Annotated in this window: 16 protein-coding genes and 2 pseudogenes; 15 read left to right on the forward strand and 3 right to left on the reverse strand. The window is 68.8% G+C overall.

The window, feature by feature from the left end; all coding sequences use genetic code 11:
- Nucleotides 1-20 precede the first annotated feature (20 nt).
- Both KTN05_RS06725 and KTN05_RS06730 read left to right on the forward strand, forming a co-directional pair.
- Complete coding sequence (locus KTN05_RS06725; RefSeq protein WP_217328626.1) at nt 21-932, forward strand: 3-hydroxyacyl-CoA dehydrogenase; 912 nt, start codon at nt 21-23, stop codon at nt 930-932.
- 2 nt (nt 933-934) lie between these two features.
- Complete coding sequence (locus tag KTN05_RS06730; protein ID WP_217328627.1) at nt 935-1867, forward strand: 3-keto-5-aminohexanoate cleavage protein; 933 nt, start codon at nt 935-937, stop codon at nt 1865-1867.
- A gap of 196 nt (nt 1868-2063) precedes the next feature.
- Here KTN05_RS06730 and KTN05_RS06735 read toward each other — a convergent pair.
- Nucleotides 2064-2141: pseudogene (locus tag KTN05_RS06735) on the reverse strand (IS5/IS1182 family transposase); the annotation flags it as partial.
- Between the two features lie 220 nt (nt 2142-2361).
- On the opposite strand from KTN05_RS06735, the pseudogene KTN05_RS06740 reads away from it, so the two are divergent.
- From KTN05_RS06740 to KTN05_RS06760, 5 genes and pseudogenes are all read left to right on the forward strand, one after another.
- A pseudogene (locus KTN05_RS06740) lies at nt 2362-2517 on the forward strand (IS5/IS1182 family transposase); the annotation flags it as partial.
- A gap of 331 nt (nt 2518-2848) precedes the next feature.
- Nucleotides 2849-3877 carry a P1 family peptidase gene (locus tag KTN05_RS06745; protein WP_217328628.1) on the forward strand — a complete coding sequence of 343 codons (1029 nt, stop codon included), beginning with the start codon at nt 2849-2851 and terminating at the stop codon, nt 3875-3877.
- Complete coding sequence (locus tag KTN05_RS06750) at nt 3874-4674, forward strand: M55 family metallopeptidase (RefSeq protein WP_217328629.1); 801 nt, start codon at nt 3874-3876, stop codon at nt 4672-4674. The genes KTN05_RS06745 and KTN05_RS06750 overlap by 4 nt, the downstream gene beginning before the upstream one ends.
- A gap of 204 nt (nt 4675-4878) precedes the next feature.
- Entirely contained in the window at nt 4879-6000 is a 1122-nt protein-coding gene (locus tag KTN05_RS06755) for a S1C family serine protease (RefSeq protein WP_217328630.1), read from the forward strand.
- A 127-nt stretch (nt 6001-6127) separates the two neighbouring features.
- Nucleotides 6128-6868 carry an SDR family NAD(P)-dependent oxidoreductase gene (locus KTN05_RS06760; RefSeq protein WP_217328631.1) on the forward strand — a complete coding sequence of 247 codons (741 nt, stop codon included), beginning with the start codon at nt 6128-6130 and terminating at the stop codon, nt 6866-6868.
- Nucleotides 6869-6903: 35 nt separating this feature from the next.
- Here KTN05_RS06760 and KTN05_RS06765 read toward each other — a convergent pair whose 3' ends face one another.
- The gene (locus KTN05_RS06765; protein WP_371823289.1) at nt 6904-7395 is read right to left on the reverse strand and encodes a phosphotransferase; all 492 of its coding nucleotides are present in this window, start codon (nt 7393-7395) and stop codon (nt 6904-6906) included.
- Between the two features lie 208 nt (nt 7396-7603).
- On the opposite strand from KTN05_RS06765, the gene KTN05_RS06770 reads away from it, so the two are divergent.
- Nucleotides 7604-9634, forward strand: coding sequence for a DEAD/DEAH box helicase (locus KTN05_RS06770; RefSeq protein ID WP_254368033.1), 2031 nt, complete (start codon nt 7604-7606; stop codon nt 9632-9634).
- Nucleotides 9635-9674: 40 nt separating this feature from the next.
- Here the strand turns inward: KTN05_RS06770 and KTN05_RS06775 are convergent, their stop codons facing one another.
- A complete protein-coding gene (locus KTN05_RS06775) occupies nt 9675-10970 on the reverse strand; it encodes a solute carrier family 23 protein (protein ID WP_217328633.1) in 1296 nt (431 codons plus the stop codon).
- Nucleotides 10971-11189: 219 nt separating this feature from the next.
- Between KTN05_RS06775 and KTN05_RS06780 the strand changes: the two genes are divergently transcribed.
- The 7 genes from KTN05_RS06780 (at nt 11190) to KTN05_RS06810 (ending at nt 19720) form a co-directional block, all read left to right on the forward strand.
- Nucleotides 11190-12827, forward strand: a complete 1638-nt coding sequence (locus tag KTN05_RS06780; protein ID WP_217328634.1) for an amidohydrolase — start codon at nt 11190-11192, stop codon at nt 12825-12827.
- A 72-nt stretch (nt 12828-12899) separates the two neighbouring features.
- Entirely contained in the window at nt 12900-14492 is a 1593-nt protein-coding gene (locus tag KTN05_RS06785; RefSeq protein WP_217328635.1) for an ABC transporter substrate-binding protein, read from the forward strand.
- A 65-nt stretch (nt 14493-14557) separates the two neighbouring features.
- Nucleotides 14558-15493: an ABC transporter permease gene (locus KTN05_RS06790; protein ID WP_217328636.1), complete on the forward strand. Its 936-nt coding sequence runs from the start codon at nt 14558-14560 to the stop codon at nt 15491-15493.
- Nucleotides 15494-15496: 3 nt separating this feature from the next.
- Nucleotides 15497-16333, forward strand: a complete 837-nt coding sequence (locus tag KTN05_RS06795) for an ABC transporter permease (RefSeq protein ID WP_217328637.1) — start codon at nt 15497-15499, stop codon at nt 16331-16333.
- Nucleotides 16330-17247, forward strand: a complete 918-nt coding sequence (locus tag KTN05_RS06800; RefSeq protein ID WP_217328638.1) for an ABC transporter ATP-binding protein — start codon at nt 16330-16332, stop codon at nt 17245-17247. The genes KTN05_RS06795 and KTN05_RS06800 overlap by 4 nt, the downstream gene beginning before the upstream one ends.
- Nucleotides 17244-18209, forward strand: coding sequence for an ABC transporter ATP-binding protein (locus tag KTN05_RS06805; RefSeq protein WP_217328639.1), 966 nt, complete (start codon nt 17244-17246; stop codon nt 18207-18209). Before KTN05_RS06800 ends, KTN05_RS06805 begins: the two co-directional genes overlap by 4 nt.
- Nucleotides 18206-19720, forward strand: a complete 1515-nt coding sequence (locus KTN05_RS06810) for a M81 family metallopeptidase (RefSeq protein ID WP_217328640.1) — start codon at nt 18206-18208, stop codon at nt 19718-19720. The genes KTN05_RS06805 and KTN05_RS06810 overlap by 4 nt, the downstream gene beginning before the upstream one ends.
- Nucleotides 19721-19750 lie beyond the last annotated feature (30 nt).

The raw sequence follows: 19750 nt of genomic DNA on the forward strand, positions 1-19750 counted from the left end.
AACGGGAGGGGATTGAACCCATGGCAAGGACTGTTTCCATCATCGGCTGCGGCCTGATCGGAAGAGCCTGGACCATCGTCTTCGCAAGGGCAGGCCTGGAGGTCCGCATCTGGGACGCCGATCACCTGGCTCTTGGAAGCGCGAGGGAGACGCTGCAGGCGACATGCGTCGAGGCAGGGGAAGACCCCTCGATCCTGACGCGCGTCGAGGTCGTCGCGGACATGCAGTCGGCGCTCGAAGGCTCCGAGTGGGTGCAGGAAAACGGCCCGGAGCGGATCGAGATCAAGCGCCGCATCTATGCCGATCTCGATCGGCTGGCCGCGCCGGAGACGATCCTGGCTTCGTCCAGCTCGGCCCTCGTGGCGTCGCAGTTTGGCGAAGGGCTTGCAGGGCGGCACCGCATCCTCGTCGCCCATCCGGTGAATCCGCCCCATGTGATCCCGGTGGTGGAACTCTGCCCCTCGCCCGACACGGCGCCCGAGGTGATGGACCGTGCGGAAGCGCTGATGCGGGATGTCGGCCAGGTTCCCGTGCGGCTTTCGCGCGAGATCGACGGCTTCGTGCTGAACCGCCTTCAGGCGGTGCTGCTGGCCGAATCGCTTTCGCTCGTGGCGCAGGGAATCGTTTCGCCCGAGGGGCTGGACGACACCATCTGTCACGGGCTCGGTCGGCGCTGGACGCTGCTAGGACCGCTCGCGACCATCAACCTGAACGCACCGGGCGGGGTCGCGGACTACCTCGATCGCTACGGACCGACCATGGCGCGGCTCAGCGACAGTGCCGCGCGGGGCGAGGCCTTCACGCGCGAAGCCGGAGAGATAGTCGCCGCGGCGATGCCGGGCAGCGACCGTGTGGCCGAACTCAGCCGGCGACGCGATGCCCGGCTGGCCGGACTGGCAAAATTCCTGAAAACCTCAGAAGGAGTGCAGTAATCATGGCTGCGAAACGCAAGGTCATCATCACCTGCGCCGTCACCGGCGCGATCCATACCCCCTCGATGTCGGAGCACCTGCCCGTCACCGCATCCGAAATCGCCGATGCGGCGATCGGAGCCGCTGAAGCCGGCGCGGCCGTGGTCCATCTTCATGCCCGCGACCCGCAGGACGGCCGCCCCGATCAGACGCCCGAGGCGTTCGCGCCCTTCCTGCAGGTGATCAAGCAGCGGTCCGATTGCGTGGTCAACATCACCACCGGCGGTGCGCCCACGATGACGATCGAGGACCGGGTCCGGCCCGCCGCGACATGGAAGCCGGAACTGGCGTCCCTCAACATGGGCTCGATGAACTTCGGCCTGTTCCCCATGCTCGCCCGCTTCGACGGCAAGCTGCAGCACGAGTGGGAGCGCGAATACCTCGGCAACAAGGGCATCCTGTTCCGCAACACCTTCGCGGACATCGAGCACATCATCACCACGCTGAGCGCGAATGGCACCCGGTTCGAGTTCGAGTGCTACGACACCGCGCATCTCTACAACCTCAAGCATTTCCACGATGCCGGGCTGGTGAAGGGGCCGCTGTTCATCCAGACGGTCTTCGGCCTGATGGGCGGCATCGGGGCGCATTACGACGACGTCATGCACATGAAGCGCACCGCCGACCGGCTGTTCGGCGACCAGTATCGCTGGTCCGTCCTCGGCGCCGGCAAGAACCAGCTTCCCGTGGCGGCCATCGCCGCGGCGCTCGGCGGTCACGTCCGCGTCGGGCTCGAGGACTCGCTCTGGGCGGGCCCCGGACGCCTCGCGACGAGCAACGCCGAGCAGGTTACCGCCGTCCGGCAGATCATCGAGGGTCTGGGTCTCGAGATCGCCAGTCCGGACGAGGCGCGGGAACTGCTTGCGCTGAAGGGCGCGGACACCGTGGGCTTCTGATCGGCCACAGGTCCGGCCTGCTCGTCAGGCCGGCGACCTCAACGGTTCGGTGGGTCCGATGGACCCTCCGGCCGACGTCCTGAACCCCGAAGTGCTGCGCCAGATCAGAGCCGATCAATGCGATGCTTCGCCGCGCACTGATCCAAGTGCCGCGGTGATCGCTGGAGAGCACCCGATCAGGCGCCCGCGCTAATCGTCGGGTCCCCCTTTTCGCCCGCAGGCTCGAAGCCGTGCGGTGCGCCTTCAGATAAGTCGCGTCGATCATTACCGTCTTCGGCCCGGTGCACGGCGAACGCGGGACCGCACGGTTCGCCGACCCGCCCCGCCCTCTCGCGGGCCGGGACGAGAGCTGGTTCCTAAATGGGAATGGCGCCGAGATAGACTTGGGCTGGACTGCGGGCGGCCGCAGGTTCAACACGGACCCGGTGGGCCTTCACGGCTGCATCGAGATACAGGTCGCAGTCGGCGATCTGATCTCTGTCGATGGCAGTCGGTTCAGAGAGACCTTGAAAGACAAGGGGATCACCCCCTGCAGCCCGAAACGGAAGTCCCGCGGCAAACCCGTCAAATACGACAAGCGCCGCTACAAACGCCGCAACAGCATCGAGATCATGTTTGGCCGCCTGAAAGACTGGCAGCGCATCGCCACAACCCCGTTGCATCTCGCCTCGGTTACACCAGTTTAAAACAGTTTCGATACTGCAGACAAACGCTTGAGCCGCGCCATCACGGGCGCAATGCGTCAATCCGTCCCCCTGACAGAGCATCCACTTGCCCCCGACTTCTTGCGCATGTCGGTTGGAACTCACGCATGCTTTCCGGGGCTGGATGGCTGCTCCCTCGAACAGCGCGGCTTGCAGCTCGCTTGTAGTTCGCTGATACAAAGGGAATTCCTCCGGCGTCCCCGGAGAGTCGGTCGCCCGGCCGTCCGTTTCAGGGAGCACAAAGAACCGCCTCGGCGGTCAGGAGCGAGGAGCAAAGGTGAGGTCGGCCAGAGAGTGGGGATTGATCCCCGATGGGAAGCCGGGCGCCGGCAATGGCATCACCGATGTTCCCGGTGTCCGCGTCGGGCATTTCGATCTGCGGGGGCCGGGCCTGATGACCGGGGTCACGGCGGTTCTGCCCCATGCGGGCGATCTGTTCCGGCTGCGGCCGCGGGCGGCTGTCGAAATCGTCAACGGCTTCGGAAAATCCGCCGGGCTCATGCAGGTGGCCGAGCTCGGCATGATCGAGACGCCGATCCTGCTGACCAACACCTTCGGCGTCGCGGCCTGCACCGAGGCTCTGATCCGCCGCGCCGTCGCCGCCAATCCGCGGATCGGGCGGGACTGGCCGACAGTCAACCCGCTCGTGTGTGAATGCAACGACGGCCAGATCAACGACCTCCATGCTCTCGCGATCACGCCGGATCACGCCGGGGCCGCGCTGGCCGCCGCGGCGGAGGGGCCGGTGCGGCAGGGGAGCGTCGGCGCGGGCTCGGGGATGACCGCCTTCGGCTTCAAGGCCGGGATCGGCACGGCCTCGCGGCGTCTGGATATCGGCGGGCAGCATGTCCTGGGCGCGCTGGTCCTCGCCAATTTCGGCAGCGCGGGCGATCTGGTCCTGCCCGATGGCCGCCGCCCCCTGCCCGCGCGGCCGGCCGAGGCCGAGCGTGGCTCGGTCATCGTGGTGCTGGCGACCGACCTGCCGCTGGCGGACCGGCAGTTGCAGCGGGTGGCGCGGCGGGGCGCGGCGGGGCTTGCCCGGCTGGGGGCGTTCTGGGGCCATGGCAGCGGCGATGTCGTCCTGTGCTTCACCACCGCCGATCCGGCCCGGTTCCCGGCCGAGGAGCCCTTTTCAACACAGCGGCGGCTGGCCGACGACCATATCGACCTCGCATTCCGGGCCGCGGCCGAGGCGACGCACGAGGCCGTGCTGAACGCCCTGTGTTTCGCGGAGCCGGCGCGGGGCCGCGACGGGCGCCCCTTTCCCGCATTGACGGACTGGCTCAGGGAGAATCCGCATCCATGAAGATCTTCATCTCCGCCGACATCGAAGGCACCGCCGCGATCGCCAACTGGGACGAGACCCGGCGCACCCATTCCGACTGGGCCGAGTTCCGGCAGCTGATGACCGCCGAGGTGCTCGCCGCCTGCGAAGGCGCGATGGCCGCCGGAGCGGAGGAGATCGTCATCAAGGACGCCCATGACAGCGGGCGCAACCTGATCGCCGATCTTCTGCCGGAGGAGGCGCGGATCGTGCGCGGCTGGTCGGGCCACCCGGATTCGATGATGTTCGGCATCGACGAGACCTTCGATGCCGCGATTTACACCGGCTATCACGCGAAGGCCGGGACCGAGGACAACCCGCTGGCGCACACCTCGAACGGCCGCATCTCGCGGCTGCTGCTGAACGGCGAGGTGGCGTCGGAGTTCACGATGAACGCCCTCTGCGCCGCGCGTTACGGCGTGGGGTCGTTCTTCATCGCGGGCGACAGCGGCATCTGCGCCGATGCCCGCGCCATGGTGCCGGGGATCGGCGCGGTGGAGACGTTGCAGGGCTGCGGCCCGGCCTCGGACTCGATCTCGCCCGCGAAGTCGCGGCGGCTGATCCGTGACGGCGTCGCGGCGGCGCTGGAAAGCGGGAAGGACGGCAAGCTCCCGCAGATGCCGGGCCAGTTCGAGATGGTGCTGGAGTTCAACAACCCGACCGACGCCTACCGGGCCCGCTTCTATCCGGGGGCGCAGGCGCATGGCCTGCGCGCGGCAGCATTCGAGAGCGGCGATTTCGGCGAGATCCTGCGGGCTTTCGGTTTCATGAAGGTGTGAACAGGCGAAGCGACGGGGCCGTGCGTGAGTGCGTCGATCCTGGCGGGGGCATCCTCCGCCTCTACCCGGTCGCTCGCTGATCGCGCCACCGTGTGACAAGGCATCCTGTCGCGCGGATTGATCGGCGGCAAAGTTTCCGCTTTCATCCGTCCAGAGAGCTGCAAGGCAACCCCGCCACCGGCACCCGCACAAAGGACATGACGCATGACCAGGAACGGCTTCGTGCCGAGACTCGTGCTCGTGACCCTCGCCGCGATCCTGGTGATCCTGGTTTGGCGCGGCTTTCCCCTGCTGGAACAGGCGCTTCTCGGACCCGCGGAAGAGCCGCGGGTCGTCGTTCCGCGCGGCGATCTGGCTGCCGAGGAACAGACGACCATCGCCATCTTCGAGGGGGCCAAGGACAGCGTGGTCTCGATCACCACCGAAAGCCGCGTCGTCGATTTCTGGACCCGCAACGCCTATGACGTCCCGCAAGGCAGCGGGTCCGGCTTCATCTGGGATGCGCAGGGCCATGTGGTGACCAACAACCACGTCATTGCGGGGGCGACGGGGGCGCTGGTCCGGCTTGCCGATAGCCGCGCCTTTCCCGCGCGGCTGGTGGGCACGGCGCCCGAGCATGACCTGGCGGTCCTGCGCATCGACGCCGGGGCCGAGCGGCCGTTGCCGCTGGCGGTCGGCGTCAGCGAGGATCTGCGGGTCGGGCAGAGCGTGTTCGCGATCGGCAACCCCTTCGGCCTCGACTGGACACTGACGACCGGCATCGTCTCGGCCCTCGACCGCGAGCTTCCCGGCGGGCGCGGCGCGATGATCCGCGGGCTGATCCAGACCGATGCCGCCATCAACCCCGGCAACTCGGGCGGGCCGCTTCTCGACAGTGCCGGGCGGCTGATCGGCGTCAATACCGCGATCTACAGCCCGTCGGGATCGAGCGCGGGGATCGGCTTCGCCGTTCCCGTGGATACGGTGAACCGGGTCGTGCCGCAGCTGATCGCGACGGGCCGCTATGCGCCGCCGAGCCTCGGCGTCGCGCATGATCCCCGCGGCGACGCGCTGCTGTCGCGCGCGGGCGTGACCGGGGTGATGGTGCTGGGCGTCACGCCCGGCAGCCCCGCCGACGCCGCCGGGCTTGAGCCGGCGCGGATCACGCCCGACGGCCGGCTGATCCTCGGCGACGTGATCCTGTCGCTGGGCGGCGCGCCGATGGACGGCTCGGAGGACCTGTCGGCGGCTCTCGATATCCGGCGGGCGGGCGAGACGGTCGAACTCGGCATCCTCCGCGACGGCCGCGAGACTGCGGTCGAGGTGACGCTGGCCGAGGGCCAGTAACCGTCGCACAGCCACGCGCGGACAACGCCCGGACGCGCTCACGGCGCTTGCCTGCGACCGGCCGGACCGCCATGGTGACCGCGGCGCGGCACCTGCTGCCTGCCGCAACAACGGGGTGGAAGACGAGATGGCCGACGACCAGCGCATCATGCTGTTGACCGGCGCGAGCCGGGGGATCGGTCATGCGACCGTCAAGACCTTTCAGGAGCATGGCTGGCGCATCCTCACCGTCTCGCGGCAGGCATTCTCGGCGCAGTGCCCATGGATTTCCGGGCGCGACAGCCACATCCAGTCGGATCTGGGCGATCTCGGGCAGATCGACAGCCTCGTCGCGCAGGTGCGCGAGCGGCTGCCGCACGGCGAGCTGCACGCGCTGGTGAACAACGCCGGGATCTCGCCGAAGGGGCCGGACGGCAAGCGCCTCGGGGTTCTGGATGCGGATGCCCAGACGTGGACGCAAGTGCTCAACGTCAACCTCGTCTCCACTGCCCTGATCGCGCGGGCGCTGATGCCCGAGATGGAGCGGGGCAAGGCGTCGATCGTCAACGTGACCTCGATCGCTGGCTCGCGCGTCCATCCCTTCGCGGGCGTGGCCTACGCCGCGTCCAAGGCGGCGCTTGCGGCGCTGACGCGCGAGATGGCCCACGAATTCGGCCGCTTCGGCGTGCGCGCCAACGCCATCGCACCGGGCGAGATCCGCACCTCGATCCTGTCGCCGGGAACGGACGAGCTGGTCGCCAACGAAGTTCCGCTCGGCCGGCTGGGCGATCCGCGCGAGGTCGCCTCGACGATCCACTTCCTCTGCTCGGAAGCGTCGTCCTATATCAACGGGGCGGAAATCCACATCAACGGCGGACAGCACGTCTGAGGCAGACCGGCGACGCTCAGGTCGCGGCGCCCTCGCTATCCTTTCAGCCGCCCTCGTTGCCGAAGGCGTCGGGCGTGTTGCAGGGTGTCCCCCGCGCGCGCAGCCGCGTCGGGGGCGGTCGTTCCATCCAGCACCTCCTCGTCCAGCCGGGCGAGAAAACTGCCGATGTCGCTGTCGCGATCGCTTGTGGCGCTGCGGTCCGAGTCGATGAGGCAGGGGCACCCGGAGCCGATCAGAACCTGATCGGCGCTGAAGTCGCGGTGGATCAGCCCTGGCGAATCGGGTCGGGAAATCAGCGCGGCCAGCAAGCTCTCGCGGACGGCTTCGAGCCGGTCGTTGAAGTTCGGCAGCAGATGCGCGCAATCGTCGATGACGGTCTCGCTGAACGCAAGGTCCCTCCTCCGGCCGCCTCTGGCAAGGATGGACAGATCGCTGGCGTGGACGCGAGCCAGCAACTCGCCAGTTGCAGGGCCATCTGACCCAGTCAGGTCACTCAGCGACCATTGGGCCTCGCCGCAACATGCCAACCGTTCTGTCGCCTGCGCCGCTGACTGCGACCTCGCCGGGGCGTAATGGCGCCCTCATACACGGAAAGCTTTGACTTTCGCCCGGCGAAGCGTTAGGTGCGCTCCCTTGGCCCGCAGTATCCTTGGGTGGCGGGCCGTGGCGGCCCGGCCGCGAAGGGGCATGGCGCCGCTCATCGGATGCGTGGCATCCCCTTCTGGTAAAGTATCAATGACCGATTTTGACCTTGCCGCGCCGCTGGCCGCGGCTCTGGCTGCCAAGGGCTATGGCAGCCTCACCTCCGTTCAGCAGGCCGTGCTGGCCCCCGAGGCTTCGGGGCGCGACATGCTCGTGTCGGCGCAGACCGGCTCGGGCAAGACCGTCGCCTTCGGGCTGGCGATCGCGGGCGACATTCTCGATGGGGACCGTCTGCCTGAAACCGCGCTGCCGCAGGCGCTCGCCATCGCGCCGACGCGCGAGCTGGCGTTGCAGGTCGCCCGCGAACTCGACTGGCTCTATGCGGATGCGGGGGCGCAGATCGCCACCTGCGTCGGCGGCATGGACTACCGCACCGAACGCCGCGCCTTGGCGCGAGGCGCGCAGATCGTCGTCGGCACGCCGGGGCGGCTGCGGGATCATCTGGAGCGCGGCAGTCTCGACCTGTCCGCGCTGCGGGCCTGCGTGCTGGACGAGGCGGACGAGATGCTCGATCTCGGCTTCCGCGAGGATCTGGAGTTCATCCTGCAATCCGCCCCCGAGGGCCGCCGCACGCTGATGTTCTCGGCCACCGTGCCGCCCGCCATCGCGAAGCTGGCGACCGAGTTCCAGCGCGACGCGCTGCGGATCGTCGCCACGGGCGAGGCGCGCCAGCACGGCGACATCGCCTATCGCGCCCTCAGCGTCACCACCCGCGATCGCGAGAACGCGATCTTCAACCTGCTGCGCTTTCACGAGGCGCAGACCGCCATCGTCTTCTGCAAGACGCGGGCCAACGTGAATCATCTGCTCGCCCGCATGGGCAATCGCGGCTTCAAGGCCGTGGCGCTGTCAGGCGAGCTGAGCCAGCAGGAACGCACCCACGCGCTGCAGGCGCTGCGCGACGGGCGGGCGCGGGTCTGCATCGCCACGGACGTCGCGGCGCGGGGCATCGACCTGCCGGGGCTGGAGCTGGTCATCCACGCCGACCTGCCGACCAATTCGGAAACGCTGCTGCACCGTTCCGGCCGCACCGGCCGGGCGGGGGCCAAGGGCGTGTCGGCGCTGATCGTTACCCCCGCGGACTACAAGAAGGCGCAGCGGCTGCTGCAGGGCGCGAAGGTCGAGGCCGAGTGGGGCAAGGCGCCCTCGGCCGACGAGGTGCGCGCGAAGGATGATGCGCGGGTGCTGGAGCATCCGGTCCTGACCGCCGAGTCGGGCGACGAGATGGACACCGCCGCGCTGCTGCTGGAACGTTTCGGCGCCGAAGGTGTCGCGGCGGCCTTCGTGCGGCTGTGGCGCGAGGGGCGGCCGGTGCCCGAGGAACTGGCGGAAACCCCGGCCCCCGGTGCGCCGCCCGCCCCGCGCGAGCGCGGCGAGTTCGGCGCGGCGGTGTGGTTCGCGCTGAATGTCGGCCATACCGGCCGGGCCGAGGCGCGCTGGCTGCTGCCCAAGATCTGCGAGACCGGCGGCATCACCCGCGACGCCATCGGCGCGATCCGGGTGCGCCAGGACGAGACCTTCGTGCAGATCGCGGCGGCGCTGGCTTCCCGCTTCGGCGAGCAGGTCGAACTCGAACCCGGCCTGTCGATGCGGCGCCTGTCCGGCGAACCCGTGCTGGATCGGCCGGAGCGTAGCGCCCGCGCCTATGAGCCGCGGCAGAACCGGAAAAGCGCCTCGCCCGTTGGCACCGACGCACGGCCCCGCTGGACCCCGACGCGGGACGAGCAGCCGGAAGCAAGCACCCGGCCCGCTGGCGTTCGGGCCGAGGGCAGCTATGCCGACGCCGGCGCACCTGCCGCTCGGGCGAAGCACCAGCCCCGTGACGGCGGCTACGGCTCGGCCGAGGAGGCGGCGGGCAAGCCTGCAAAGGCCCCGGCCAAGCGACCGAAGACAGCGCCCCGGAGCGCGGAGGAAGGCACCGCGCCGCGGAAACCGCGAGCGGCCAAGGCGGGGAGCCCTGCCGGCAAGGCCCCCGGCAAGGCCGCACCGAAGGCCGGACGCGCGAAGTTCGGGCCGGGCGCTTCGGAAAAGCCGCGCTGGCCCGCGAAGTCTCCGAAGCGCTGAGCCATCCGGGGCGAGCGGGAAGCCGAGGTCTGCGAAGACCTCAGCCGCCTTCCCGCTCGCGCCGCGCCCTTCCGATCCCGAGCAGCTGATAGAGGATCAGCGCCGCGAGCGTGGACGTGCCGATGCCGCCAAGCGCGAAGTCGCCGATATGCAGCGTGAAATCTCCCGCGCCGAAGATCAGCGCGACGCCCACCGTGAAGAGGTTGCGCGGATCGGAGAAATCCACGTTGTTCTCGACCCAGATCCGCACCATCGCCGAGGCGATCAGCCCGAAGACCGACACCGAGAGACCTGCCAGCACCGGGGCCGGGATCGTCTGCAGGATGGCCCCGAACTTGGGCGACAGCCCCAGGCAGATGGCGACGACGGCCGCGATCACGAAGACCAGCGTCGAATAGACCTTGGTCATCGCCATGACCCCGATGTTCTCGGCATAGGTGGTGACGCCCGTGCCCCCGCCCGAGCCCGCGACGACGGTCGCAAGCCCGTCCGCGAAGAAACCGCGCCCGATATAGCGGTCCATATTCTGCCCGGTGATCGCGCCCAGCGCCTTGATGTGGCCCAGGTTCTCGGCCACCAGGATGATCGCCACCGGCGCGATCAGCGTGACGGCGGACCAGTGGAACTCGGGCCGCTGAAAGTGCGGCAGGCCGAACCAGGCGGCGGCCCCGACCTTGCTGAAGTCGATCCCCGGCACGATCCCCAGCCCGTTGCCAAGCAGCAACACCAGCGCATAGCCGAAGACCAGCGCCAGCAGGACCGAGATCCGCCGCGACGCCTGCGGCCCATAGCACGAGATCAGCGCCATGCAGAGCACCGTCAGCAGCGCGATGGTCGTGTGCGCCGCCGTCGGATTGCCGAAGGCGTTAAGCTGCTGCACCGCCACGGGTGCGAGGTTCAGCCCGATCGCCACGCCGATCGTGCCGGTCACGACCGGCGGCATCAGCCGCTCGACCCAGTCCGAGCCGATCAGCATCACGACCGCCCCGATCAGCGCGTAAAGGGCGCCGCAGGCGACGATCCCGCCCAGCGCATGGGCGATGGTCGCCCCCTCCTGCCCCAGCACCGCCAGCACCACGGCGATGAAGGCGAAGGACGAGCCGAGATAGCTCGGCACCCGCCCCCCGGTGATGAGAAAGAACAGCAGCGTCCCGATGCCCGAGAAGAACACCGCGACGTTCGGATCGAACCCCATCAGGATGGGCGCGACGATGGTCGAGCCGGACATCGCCAGCAGATGCTGGATGCCCATGGTGAAGGACTCGGCAGCGGGCAGCCGTTCATCGGGCATGACCACGGGACCGGTGGCAGGGCGCCAGGTCGGGAAATAGGACATTGATTCCTCGGGGTAACGGTTCGGTGCCCGCCATAGCGTGGAATCGGCCCTCGCGCCAATCCCGCCCGCGCGGCCGCAGCGTATCAGTCATTTTGAGGCGCCTGCCCGGCAAATCGACGGTATTTCAACAGTCTGCTTGACACCCGCCCGCCCGCTCAAGCTAAGCTGCCCTTCGCCAAGGCGTCGCTGGAGGGGGAGTGCTTTGACTTTCAAGGGAAGTTGCGGGAATTGAGTTGCGCGAGCCTTGTCCTGCGCAACGGGCGCGTCTGGGCGGGCTATGGCCTGCCGGTGGCGCAGGCCGTCGCGATCCACGGGGACCGGATTCTCGCCACGGGGACGGATGAGCAGATCGCCGGTCTGATCGGTCCCGCCACGAAGGTCGTGGACCTGAACGGGCGGTTCGCCATGCCGGGGCTGAACGACGCGCATCTGCACCTGATCTCGACCGGCCTGATCCGCAAATGGGTGGACGGGACCGCGCAGGCGGCGCCGACACGCGAGGCGCTTTACGCCGCGCTGCGGGCACGGGCCGAAAAGACGCCCAAGGGCGGCTGGATCCTGTCGCGCGGGTTCGACCAGACCCGCTATCCCGACGGGCGGATGCCCACCGCGCAGGAACTCGACGCGGCGGTGCCGGATCATCCGGTGATGGTGGTCCGCGCCTGCGGCCATGTCGCGGTCGCGAACTCGGCCGCGCTGGCGCTGGCCGGGATCACCCACGACACACCCGACCCGGACGGCGGCGTGATCGGGCGCGAGGGCGGGCGGCTGACCGGCCTCGTCGCCGAGAACGCGCAGGATGCGCTGCGCGCGGCCCGCCCGACGCCGACGCTCGATGACATCATCGACGGCATCGAGGCGGGCGGGCGGCATCTGATCGAATACGGCATCACCTCCTGCATGGACGCCGCCACGGGCCAGATCGACGGCATGACCGAGATCCGCGCCTACCACCTCGCGCAACTGCGCGGGCGGCTGCCGGTCCGGGTCTGGGCGACGCTGCTGGGCGATCCCGGCTCGTCCATCGTCGAGCCGTGCCATGAAGTCGGGCTCGTCACCGGGGTCGGCAACGACATGTTCCGCATCGGCGGGGTCAAGATTTTCACCGACGGCTCGGCCGGGGGCCGCACCGCGTGGATGAGCCAGCCCTATACCGGCCAGCCCGAGAATTTCGGCGTGCGGATGCTGCCCGACGAGCGGCTGTTCGACCTCGTGGACCGCTATCACGCCATGGGCTACACGATGGTCTGCCACGGCATCGGCGACGCGGCCATCGACCAGCTGGTCCGCGCCTATGAGCGGGTGCGCAAGGCCGATCCCGGCCACACCCGCCGCCACCGGATCGAGCATTGCGGCTTCACCAGCGACGACCTGAACCGGCGCATGATCGCCGCCGGCATCCTGCCCGCGCCGCAGCAGGTCTTCCTGCACGACTTCGGCGACGGCTATGCCTCGGTGCTCGGCACCGAACGGGCGGCGGACAGCTATCCCATCGGCACGTGGGACCGGCTGGGAATCAAACCCTCGACCGGCAGCGACTCGCCGGTCTGCTCGCCCGATCCGTTCCCCAACATCCACAACATGCTGACCCGCAAGACGATCAAGGGCACCGTGCTGGGCGAGGCCGAGCGCCTGACGCCCGAGGCGGCGCTGCGCGCCTATACCGAGCATGGCGCATGGTCCACGGGCGACGAGGCGGTCAAGGGCCGGTTGCTGCCGGGAATGCTGGCCGACATCGCGGTCTTTTCGCGCGACCTGCTGAGCGCCGATCCCGAGGACATCCTGCACGACACGCGCTGCGAGATGACGGTCCTCGGCGGGCGCGTCGTCCACGACCGGCTGGAAGGGAGGGTCTGACCCCGAAGCCCGCCCAGAAAGCCAACGAACAATCAACGAAGGCGGAAACAGCCTTCATTCAGGGAGAACAAGATGCTGACCAGACTGAGCCTGATGGCCGCCCTGACGCTTGCCACGGCAACGTCGGCCCTCGCACAGGCCGAGACGCCGCAGCAGGGCGGCAAGTTCGTCTTCATGGCGCCCTATGCGTCGTCGATCACCTCGCTCGACATCACCGCGCCTCCGCACACGCAGGATGAAATCGTCGCCTCGGCCATCAACCGCTCGCTCTACAGCTGGAACGTCGAGGAGGGGAAACCACAGCTCGAACTGGCGGAATCGGTCGAGCGGTCGGAGGACGGCAAGACCTACACCTACAAGCTGCGCGAGGCGACGTTCCACAACGGCGCGCCCTTCACCGCCGACGACGTGCTCTACAGCTACAACCGGCTGGCCGATCCGGCCAAGGCGCTGACGGGCGCCGAGAAGGTGCTGGGCATCGCCGGCGCGGCGGAGTTCCAGGCGGGCACGGCGGACCATCTGTCCGGCCTGCGCAAGATCGACGACCGCACGATCGAGATCACGATGACCGACCTGACCGACCCCGGCTGGTCGCTGATGTCGAACTTCGCCCCGATCTACAGCAAGGACTACCCCGAGGAGCAGCTTGCCAGCCAGCCCATGGGCCTCGGCCCGTTCAAGCTGGCGAACTACATCCCCGGCGCGCGGGTCGAGTTGGAGCGGTTCGAGGACTTCTACGAGGAGGGCAAGCCCCATCTCGACCGGCTGGACATCATGCTGATGGGCGAGGCGGCGGCCCGCGACGTGGCCTTCCGCAACGGCGAGATCGACGCCAGCATCCTCGGCCCGGTGCAGTACGAGGCGTATCGCGCCGAGCCGCAGCTTGCCGACCACATCCTCGAAGTGGCCGAGGTCTATACCCGCAACATCGGCTTCAACCCCAATGTCGAGGCATTCCAGGACAAGCGCGTCCGGCAGGCGATCAACCATGCGATCGACAAGGACCTGATCGTGTCGCGGCTGCTCAAGGACAAGGCGTTCCCCGCCGTGTCGTGGCTGCCGGTCTCGTCCCCCGCCTTCGACCAGACGGCAGAGCCCTATGCCTTCGACCCCGACCGGGCCAAGGAGCTGCTGACCGAGGCGGGCTATGGCGACGGCCTGAGCTTCTCGGTCACGGCGACGCCGAACGAAAGCTGGGGCGTGCCGATCGTCGAGGCGATCATCCCGATGCTGGCCCGCGTCGGCGTGACCGTCACCGCCGATCCGGTCGAAGGCTCGGTGCTGAGCGACAAGATCCTGTCCGACAACTTCCAGGCCTTTATCTGGTCGAACTCCTCCGGGCCGGACCCGCTGACCTATCTGCGCTGCTTCCACTCGGCCACGCCGCAATCGGCCTGCAACTACGTCAAGTTCTCGAACCCCGAATTCGACGCCCTGCTGGACCAGGCGGGGGCCGAAGCCGATCCGGCAGCGCAGCTTGAGCTGCTGAAGCAGGCCAACAACCTGCTGCAGGAAGAAGCGCCGCTGTGGTTCTTCAACTACAACAAGGCGGTGATGGCCTATCAACCGTGGGTCCACGGGCTGAAGCCGAACGCGGTCGAACTGGCGATCCAGGATTACGAGGACATCTGGATCGACGACAGCGCCCCCGCCTCGCGGAAGTGACCGAACCCGCGCGGGGGCCGCACACCGGCCCCCGCCGCCTCGCAAGCAGGAGGGACTGACCGCCCATGATCGGCTTCATCGTCCGCAGGACCTTGCAGATGATCCCGACGATCCTCGCGGTCGTTCTCATCATCTTCTTCATCTTCAGCGTCGTTCCCGGCAGCTTCCTGACCAGCCTGATGGCCGAGGGCCGGAACATGACGAACGCCGACACGCTGGCGCATCTGAACGAGCAGTTCGGGCTGAACGATCCGGTGCCGGTGCGGCTGTGGAACTACGTCACCGGCCTGCTGCAATTCGACCTCGGCATTTCCTACCGCACGCGTGAGCCGGTGACTTCGGTGCTGGCGCCGCGGCTGTGGCCGTCGGTGCAGCTAGCGCTGGCAGCGATGACCTTCGCCGCCGTGGTCGGCATTCCGCTGGGCTTTCTGGCCGCGCTGCGGCCCGGCAGCCTGTTCGACGGGGTGACGATGGTCACCGCCGTCTCGGGCCTGTCGGTGCCCGAGTTCTGGCTGGGCCTGCTGCTGATGTATGTGTTCGCGCTGCAACTGGGCTGGCTGCCGAGCTTCGGCTATCAGCCCGGCAGCCTGCGCCACCTGATCCTGCCGGCCATCGCGCTTGGGGTGTCGCCCATGGCGTTGCTGGCGCGCACCACGCGGGCGGGCGTGCTGGACGTGATGAACGCCGATTTCGTCCGCACCGCCCGCGCCAAGGGCGTCAGCGAGCCGCGGCTGGTGCGCGCGCACATCACCCGCAACGTGCTGGTGCTGGTGTTGACGACCATGGGGCTGCAGATCGGCTCGCTCATGGGGCAGGCGATCGTGATCGAGAAGCTGTTCTCGTGGCCCGGCATCGGCTCGCTGCTGGTGGACAGCGTGGCGGCCCGCGATATTCCCGTGGTGCAAGGCGCGGTGCTGGTGATCGTGCTGTGGTTCCTCATCATCAACATGCTGGTCGATCTCGCCTATGCGCTGATCGACCCGCGCATCAAGGTGGCCTGAGCGATGCGGTTCAACTTCGTCTTCGGGCTGACGCTCGTCACCATCGTCGTGCTTGGCGCGATCTTCGCGCCGCTGCTGGCGCCGTTCCATCCGATCATGGACGCCGACCTCATGTCGTCGCAGCTTCCGCCCGACGGGGTGCATCTGATGGGCACCGACAATCAGGGCCGGGACGTGCTGTCGCGGGTGCTCTACGGGGCGCGGGTGTCGCTGATGGTGGGGGTGGTCTCGCAGATCATCAACTCGACCATCGGGGCGGCGCTGGGGATCTCGGCCGGGTATTTCGGCGGCCGCTGGGACGATTTCGTCAACGGGCTGACCAACGTCATGCTGGCGATCCCGTCGCTGGTCTTCGCGCTGGCGATCATGGCGGTGCTGGGGCCGGGCCTGCCCAGCCTGCTGATCGCGCTGGGGCTGACCAACTGGTCCTGGACCTGCCGCATCGCCCGCAGCTCCACCCTGTCGCTGAAATCGCAAAGCTTCGTGCTGGCGGCCAAGTCGGCGGGGTTCGGCGACTGGAACATCATGCGCACCCAGATCCTGCCCAACATCGTCGGCCCGCTGCTGGTGATCGGCACGCTCGGCATCGGCAGCGCCGTGCTGGCCGAGGCGGCGCTGTCCTTCCTCGGCATCGGCATCCGCCCGCCGACGCCAAGCTGGGGCAACATGCTGACCGACGCCCGCGAGCTGCTGCGCTCGGCCCCCTGGGCGGCGATCTTCCCCGGCCTTGCGATCTTCGCGACGGTGCTGGGATTCAACCTGCTGGGCGACGGGCTGCGCGACATGCTGGACCCGCATATGCGGACCGCACGGGGCGATGCGGGGGCGGCGCGGGCATGAGCAATCCCGATCCCCTCCTCTCGGTCCGCGACCTGCGCGTGAAACTGGGCCGCCATGGCGCGCATATCCTGCACGGCATCAGCCTCGACATCCTGCCGGGCGAGACCTACGGCCTCGTCGGCGAATCCGGCAGCGGCAAAAGCGTCACCGGTCTGTCGATCATGGGGCTGCTGAAGCGGCCGCTGAACGTCGCGGGCGGGTCGATCCATTATCAGGACCAGAACCTCCTGAAGCTCTCGCGCCGCGCCCGCCGCGATCTGCGCGGCGACCGGATTGCGATGATCTTTCAGGAGCCGATGACGGCGCTGAACCCGGTCGTGTCGATCGGTAACCAGATCGCCGAGATGTTCGTGATCCATCGCGGCATGGGTTGGACCGAGGCGCGGTTGCGCGCGGTCGAGGCGCTGGACAGCGTGCAGGTGCCCTCGCCGGCCGAGCGGGCCCGCGCCTATCCGCACCAGCTTTCGGGCGGGATGCGGCAGCGGGTGATGATCGCCATCGCGCTCGCCTGCCGCCCCGACCTGCTGATCGCGGATGAGCCGACGACCGCGCTGGACGTGACCGTGCAAGCGGGGGTCCTGAAGCTGATCCACGAGCTTTGCACGGCCGAGGGAACGGCGGTCCTGCTGGTCAGCCACGATCTGGGCGTGATCGCCAATATGTGCCAGCGGGTTGGCGTCATGGACCGGGGCCGGCTGATCGAGGAGCAGGACACCGCCGCGCTGTTCTCGAACCCGCTGCACCCCTACACGCGCGGCCTGCTGGCAGCGCGGCCCCGGCTGGGATCGCGGGTCGAGGGCGGGCGCAAGCGGCTGACCGAACTCGACGAGATCGTGCCCGACGGGGCGCGCGGACATGATGCGCCGACGCTGGTCACACCGCGCGGCCGGCGCGAGGCGAGGGTTGCCGCATGACAGCTTCGCCCCTTCTGGAAATCCGCGACCTCTCGGTGCATTTTCCCCTGCCCCGCACCTCGATGTTCCAGCCGCGCGAGACGCTGCGCGCCGTCGATCACGTCAGCCTGACTTTGAACGAGGGCGAATGCCTCAGTATCGTGGGCGAATCCGGCTGCGGCAAGTCCACGACCGCCTTGGCGGTGATGGGCTTGCAGGAGCCGACGGTCGGCCGGATTCTCTATCGCGGCAAGCCGCTGAACGGCCCCGGCGCGCCATCGCGCAAGGACCGGGCGCGGATCGCGCAGATGGTGTTCCAGGACCCCTTCGCCTCGCTCAACCCCCGGATCAGCATCGGCCGGATGCTGATGGCGCAGCTTGCGCTGCACGATCTCGCCAAGGGTTCCGAGGCCCGCGACCGGGTGGCCGAGATGCTGACCCGCGTGGGCCTGTCGCCCGACCATGCGAGCCGTTTCCCGCATGAGTTTTCCGGCGGGCAGCGCCAGCGTATCGGCATCGCCCGCGCGCTGATGCTGGACCCGCGCATCCTCGTGCTGGACGAGCCGCTGTCGGCGCTGGACGTGTCCATTCAGGCGCAGATCATCAACCTGCTGATGGAATTGCAGGAGCGGCTGAAGCTGTCCTACATCATGATCTCGCACGATCTGAGCGTGGTCGAGCATGTCAGCGACCGGGTGGCGGTGATGTATTTCGGCCGGGTGGTCGAGGAAGGCGGCTGGAAGTCGGTCTTCGCCACGCCGACCCATCCCTATACGCGCCGCCTGATCGACAGCGTGCCGGACATGGACGCGGTGCTGTCGGACCGCCGCCAGCTTCCGCCCGCCGCGCCGGTGCCAAGCGGCGCGCGCTTCGCGCCGGACATCACCCACCGCCCGGACCCGCGCGCCCCGGCCGATGCCAGCGGGCTGGTGGAGATCGGCGCGGGCCACCGCGTCCGGCTCGCCATGCAGGGGATGACATGACCTTCACCGTCCTGACCGCCGAATTCATGCACGAAAGCAACAGCTTCTCGCGCCTGCGCACCGGGCTCGACAGCTTCCGCGCCGACACGCTGCTTTACGGCGACGATGCCGTCGCCCGGCGGAAGGACGCGAACACCGAGTTGGCAGGCTTCATGGACGTGGCCCGCGAGCGCGGCTGGGGCGTCCTGCACACGGTGTCGGCCCATGCGACGCCCGGCGGGCGCGTCACGCGCGAGGCGTATGAGCATATCGCCGGGGCGATCCTCGAAGCGGCGCGCGAAAGCCGGCTGGACGGCATCCTGCTGGGGCTGCACGGCTCGATGGTGCCCGATTTCGCGGATGACGGCGAAGGCGTCCTGCTCGCCCGGCTGCGCGAGATCGTCGGGCCCGACCTGCCCATCGCCGTCACGCTGGACCTGCATGCGATGGTGTCCGCCGATATGGCGCGGGACGCGCAGATCATGGTGTCCTACAAGACCTATCCCCATATCGACATGCGCGAGACCGGCGCCCATGCCGCCCGGCTGTTGCACCGCACCATGGCGGAAGAGATCGCGCCGCGCACCATCCGCGCCCATGTGCCGATGCTGGACGAGGCGAACGCAGGCCGCACCGACATTCCCGAGACGCTGGCGCTCTATGACCGTGTGCGGGCGGCGGAGGCCGGGGGGCTGCTGGCCGTCTCGGTCAACGCGGGTTTCACCGGCGCGGATGTGTCCTGCGTCGGCCCGACCGTCCTCGCGGTCCACGATAGCAACGATCCGGCTGCCGGGCAGGCGGCGCGTGACGTCACGCGCGAGTTGGCGGCCCGCATCTGGAACGGGCGGCGGAACCGGCGCAGCGCGTTCCTGGACGTGCAGGACGCCGTGGCCGAAGCGCTGACCTTCGACGCGAGCGAAGCGCCGCTGGTCATCGCCGACTATGCCGACAATCCCGGCGCGGGCGCCTATGGCGATTCCACGACGCTGCTGAAAGCCCTGCTGGATGCGGGCGTGACCGGGGCTGTCTTCGCACCGATGGTGGACGGCGACGCGGCCGCGCTTCTGCATCGCCATGCCGAGGGCGACAGCGTCACGCTGGACCTCGGCGGGCGGCACGATCCGGCTTTCGGCGGCGGGCCGCTGCGGGTGAGCGGCGTGATCCGGCGCCTCTCGGACGGGCATTATGTCGGCGACGGGCCGATCCGCGGCGGGCTGGCGCACAGCTTCGGTCCCTCCGCCGTGCTGGAGGCGGGCGGGGTGCAGATCCTCGTCGTCACCGAAACGCAGCAGATGGTGGACCTGCAGCAACTCCGCGCCTTCGGGATCGAGCCGACGGCGCAGCGTGTGCTGGCCCTGAAATCGATGCAGCATTTCCGCGCCGCGTTCGAGCCGATCGCCGGCAAGGTGATCCTCTGCGATGCGGGCGGGCTGGCCACCCCGCAGGCGCATCGCCGGCCCTATACGCGGGTGCCGCGCCCGCTCTGGCCGCTCGACGTGGATTTCGAGTTCACCGCTGACGTGGGGACGTAAAGCGCGGGCTTCTGCCGGCATCGCGGCACT

Source organism: Paracoccus sp. Z118 (genome assembly GCF_019061185.1).
GTDB lineage: Bacteria > Pseudomonadota > Alphaproteobacteria > Rhodobacterales > Rhodobacteraceae > Paracoccus.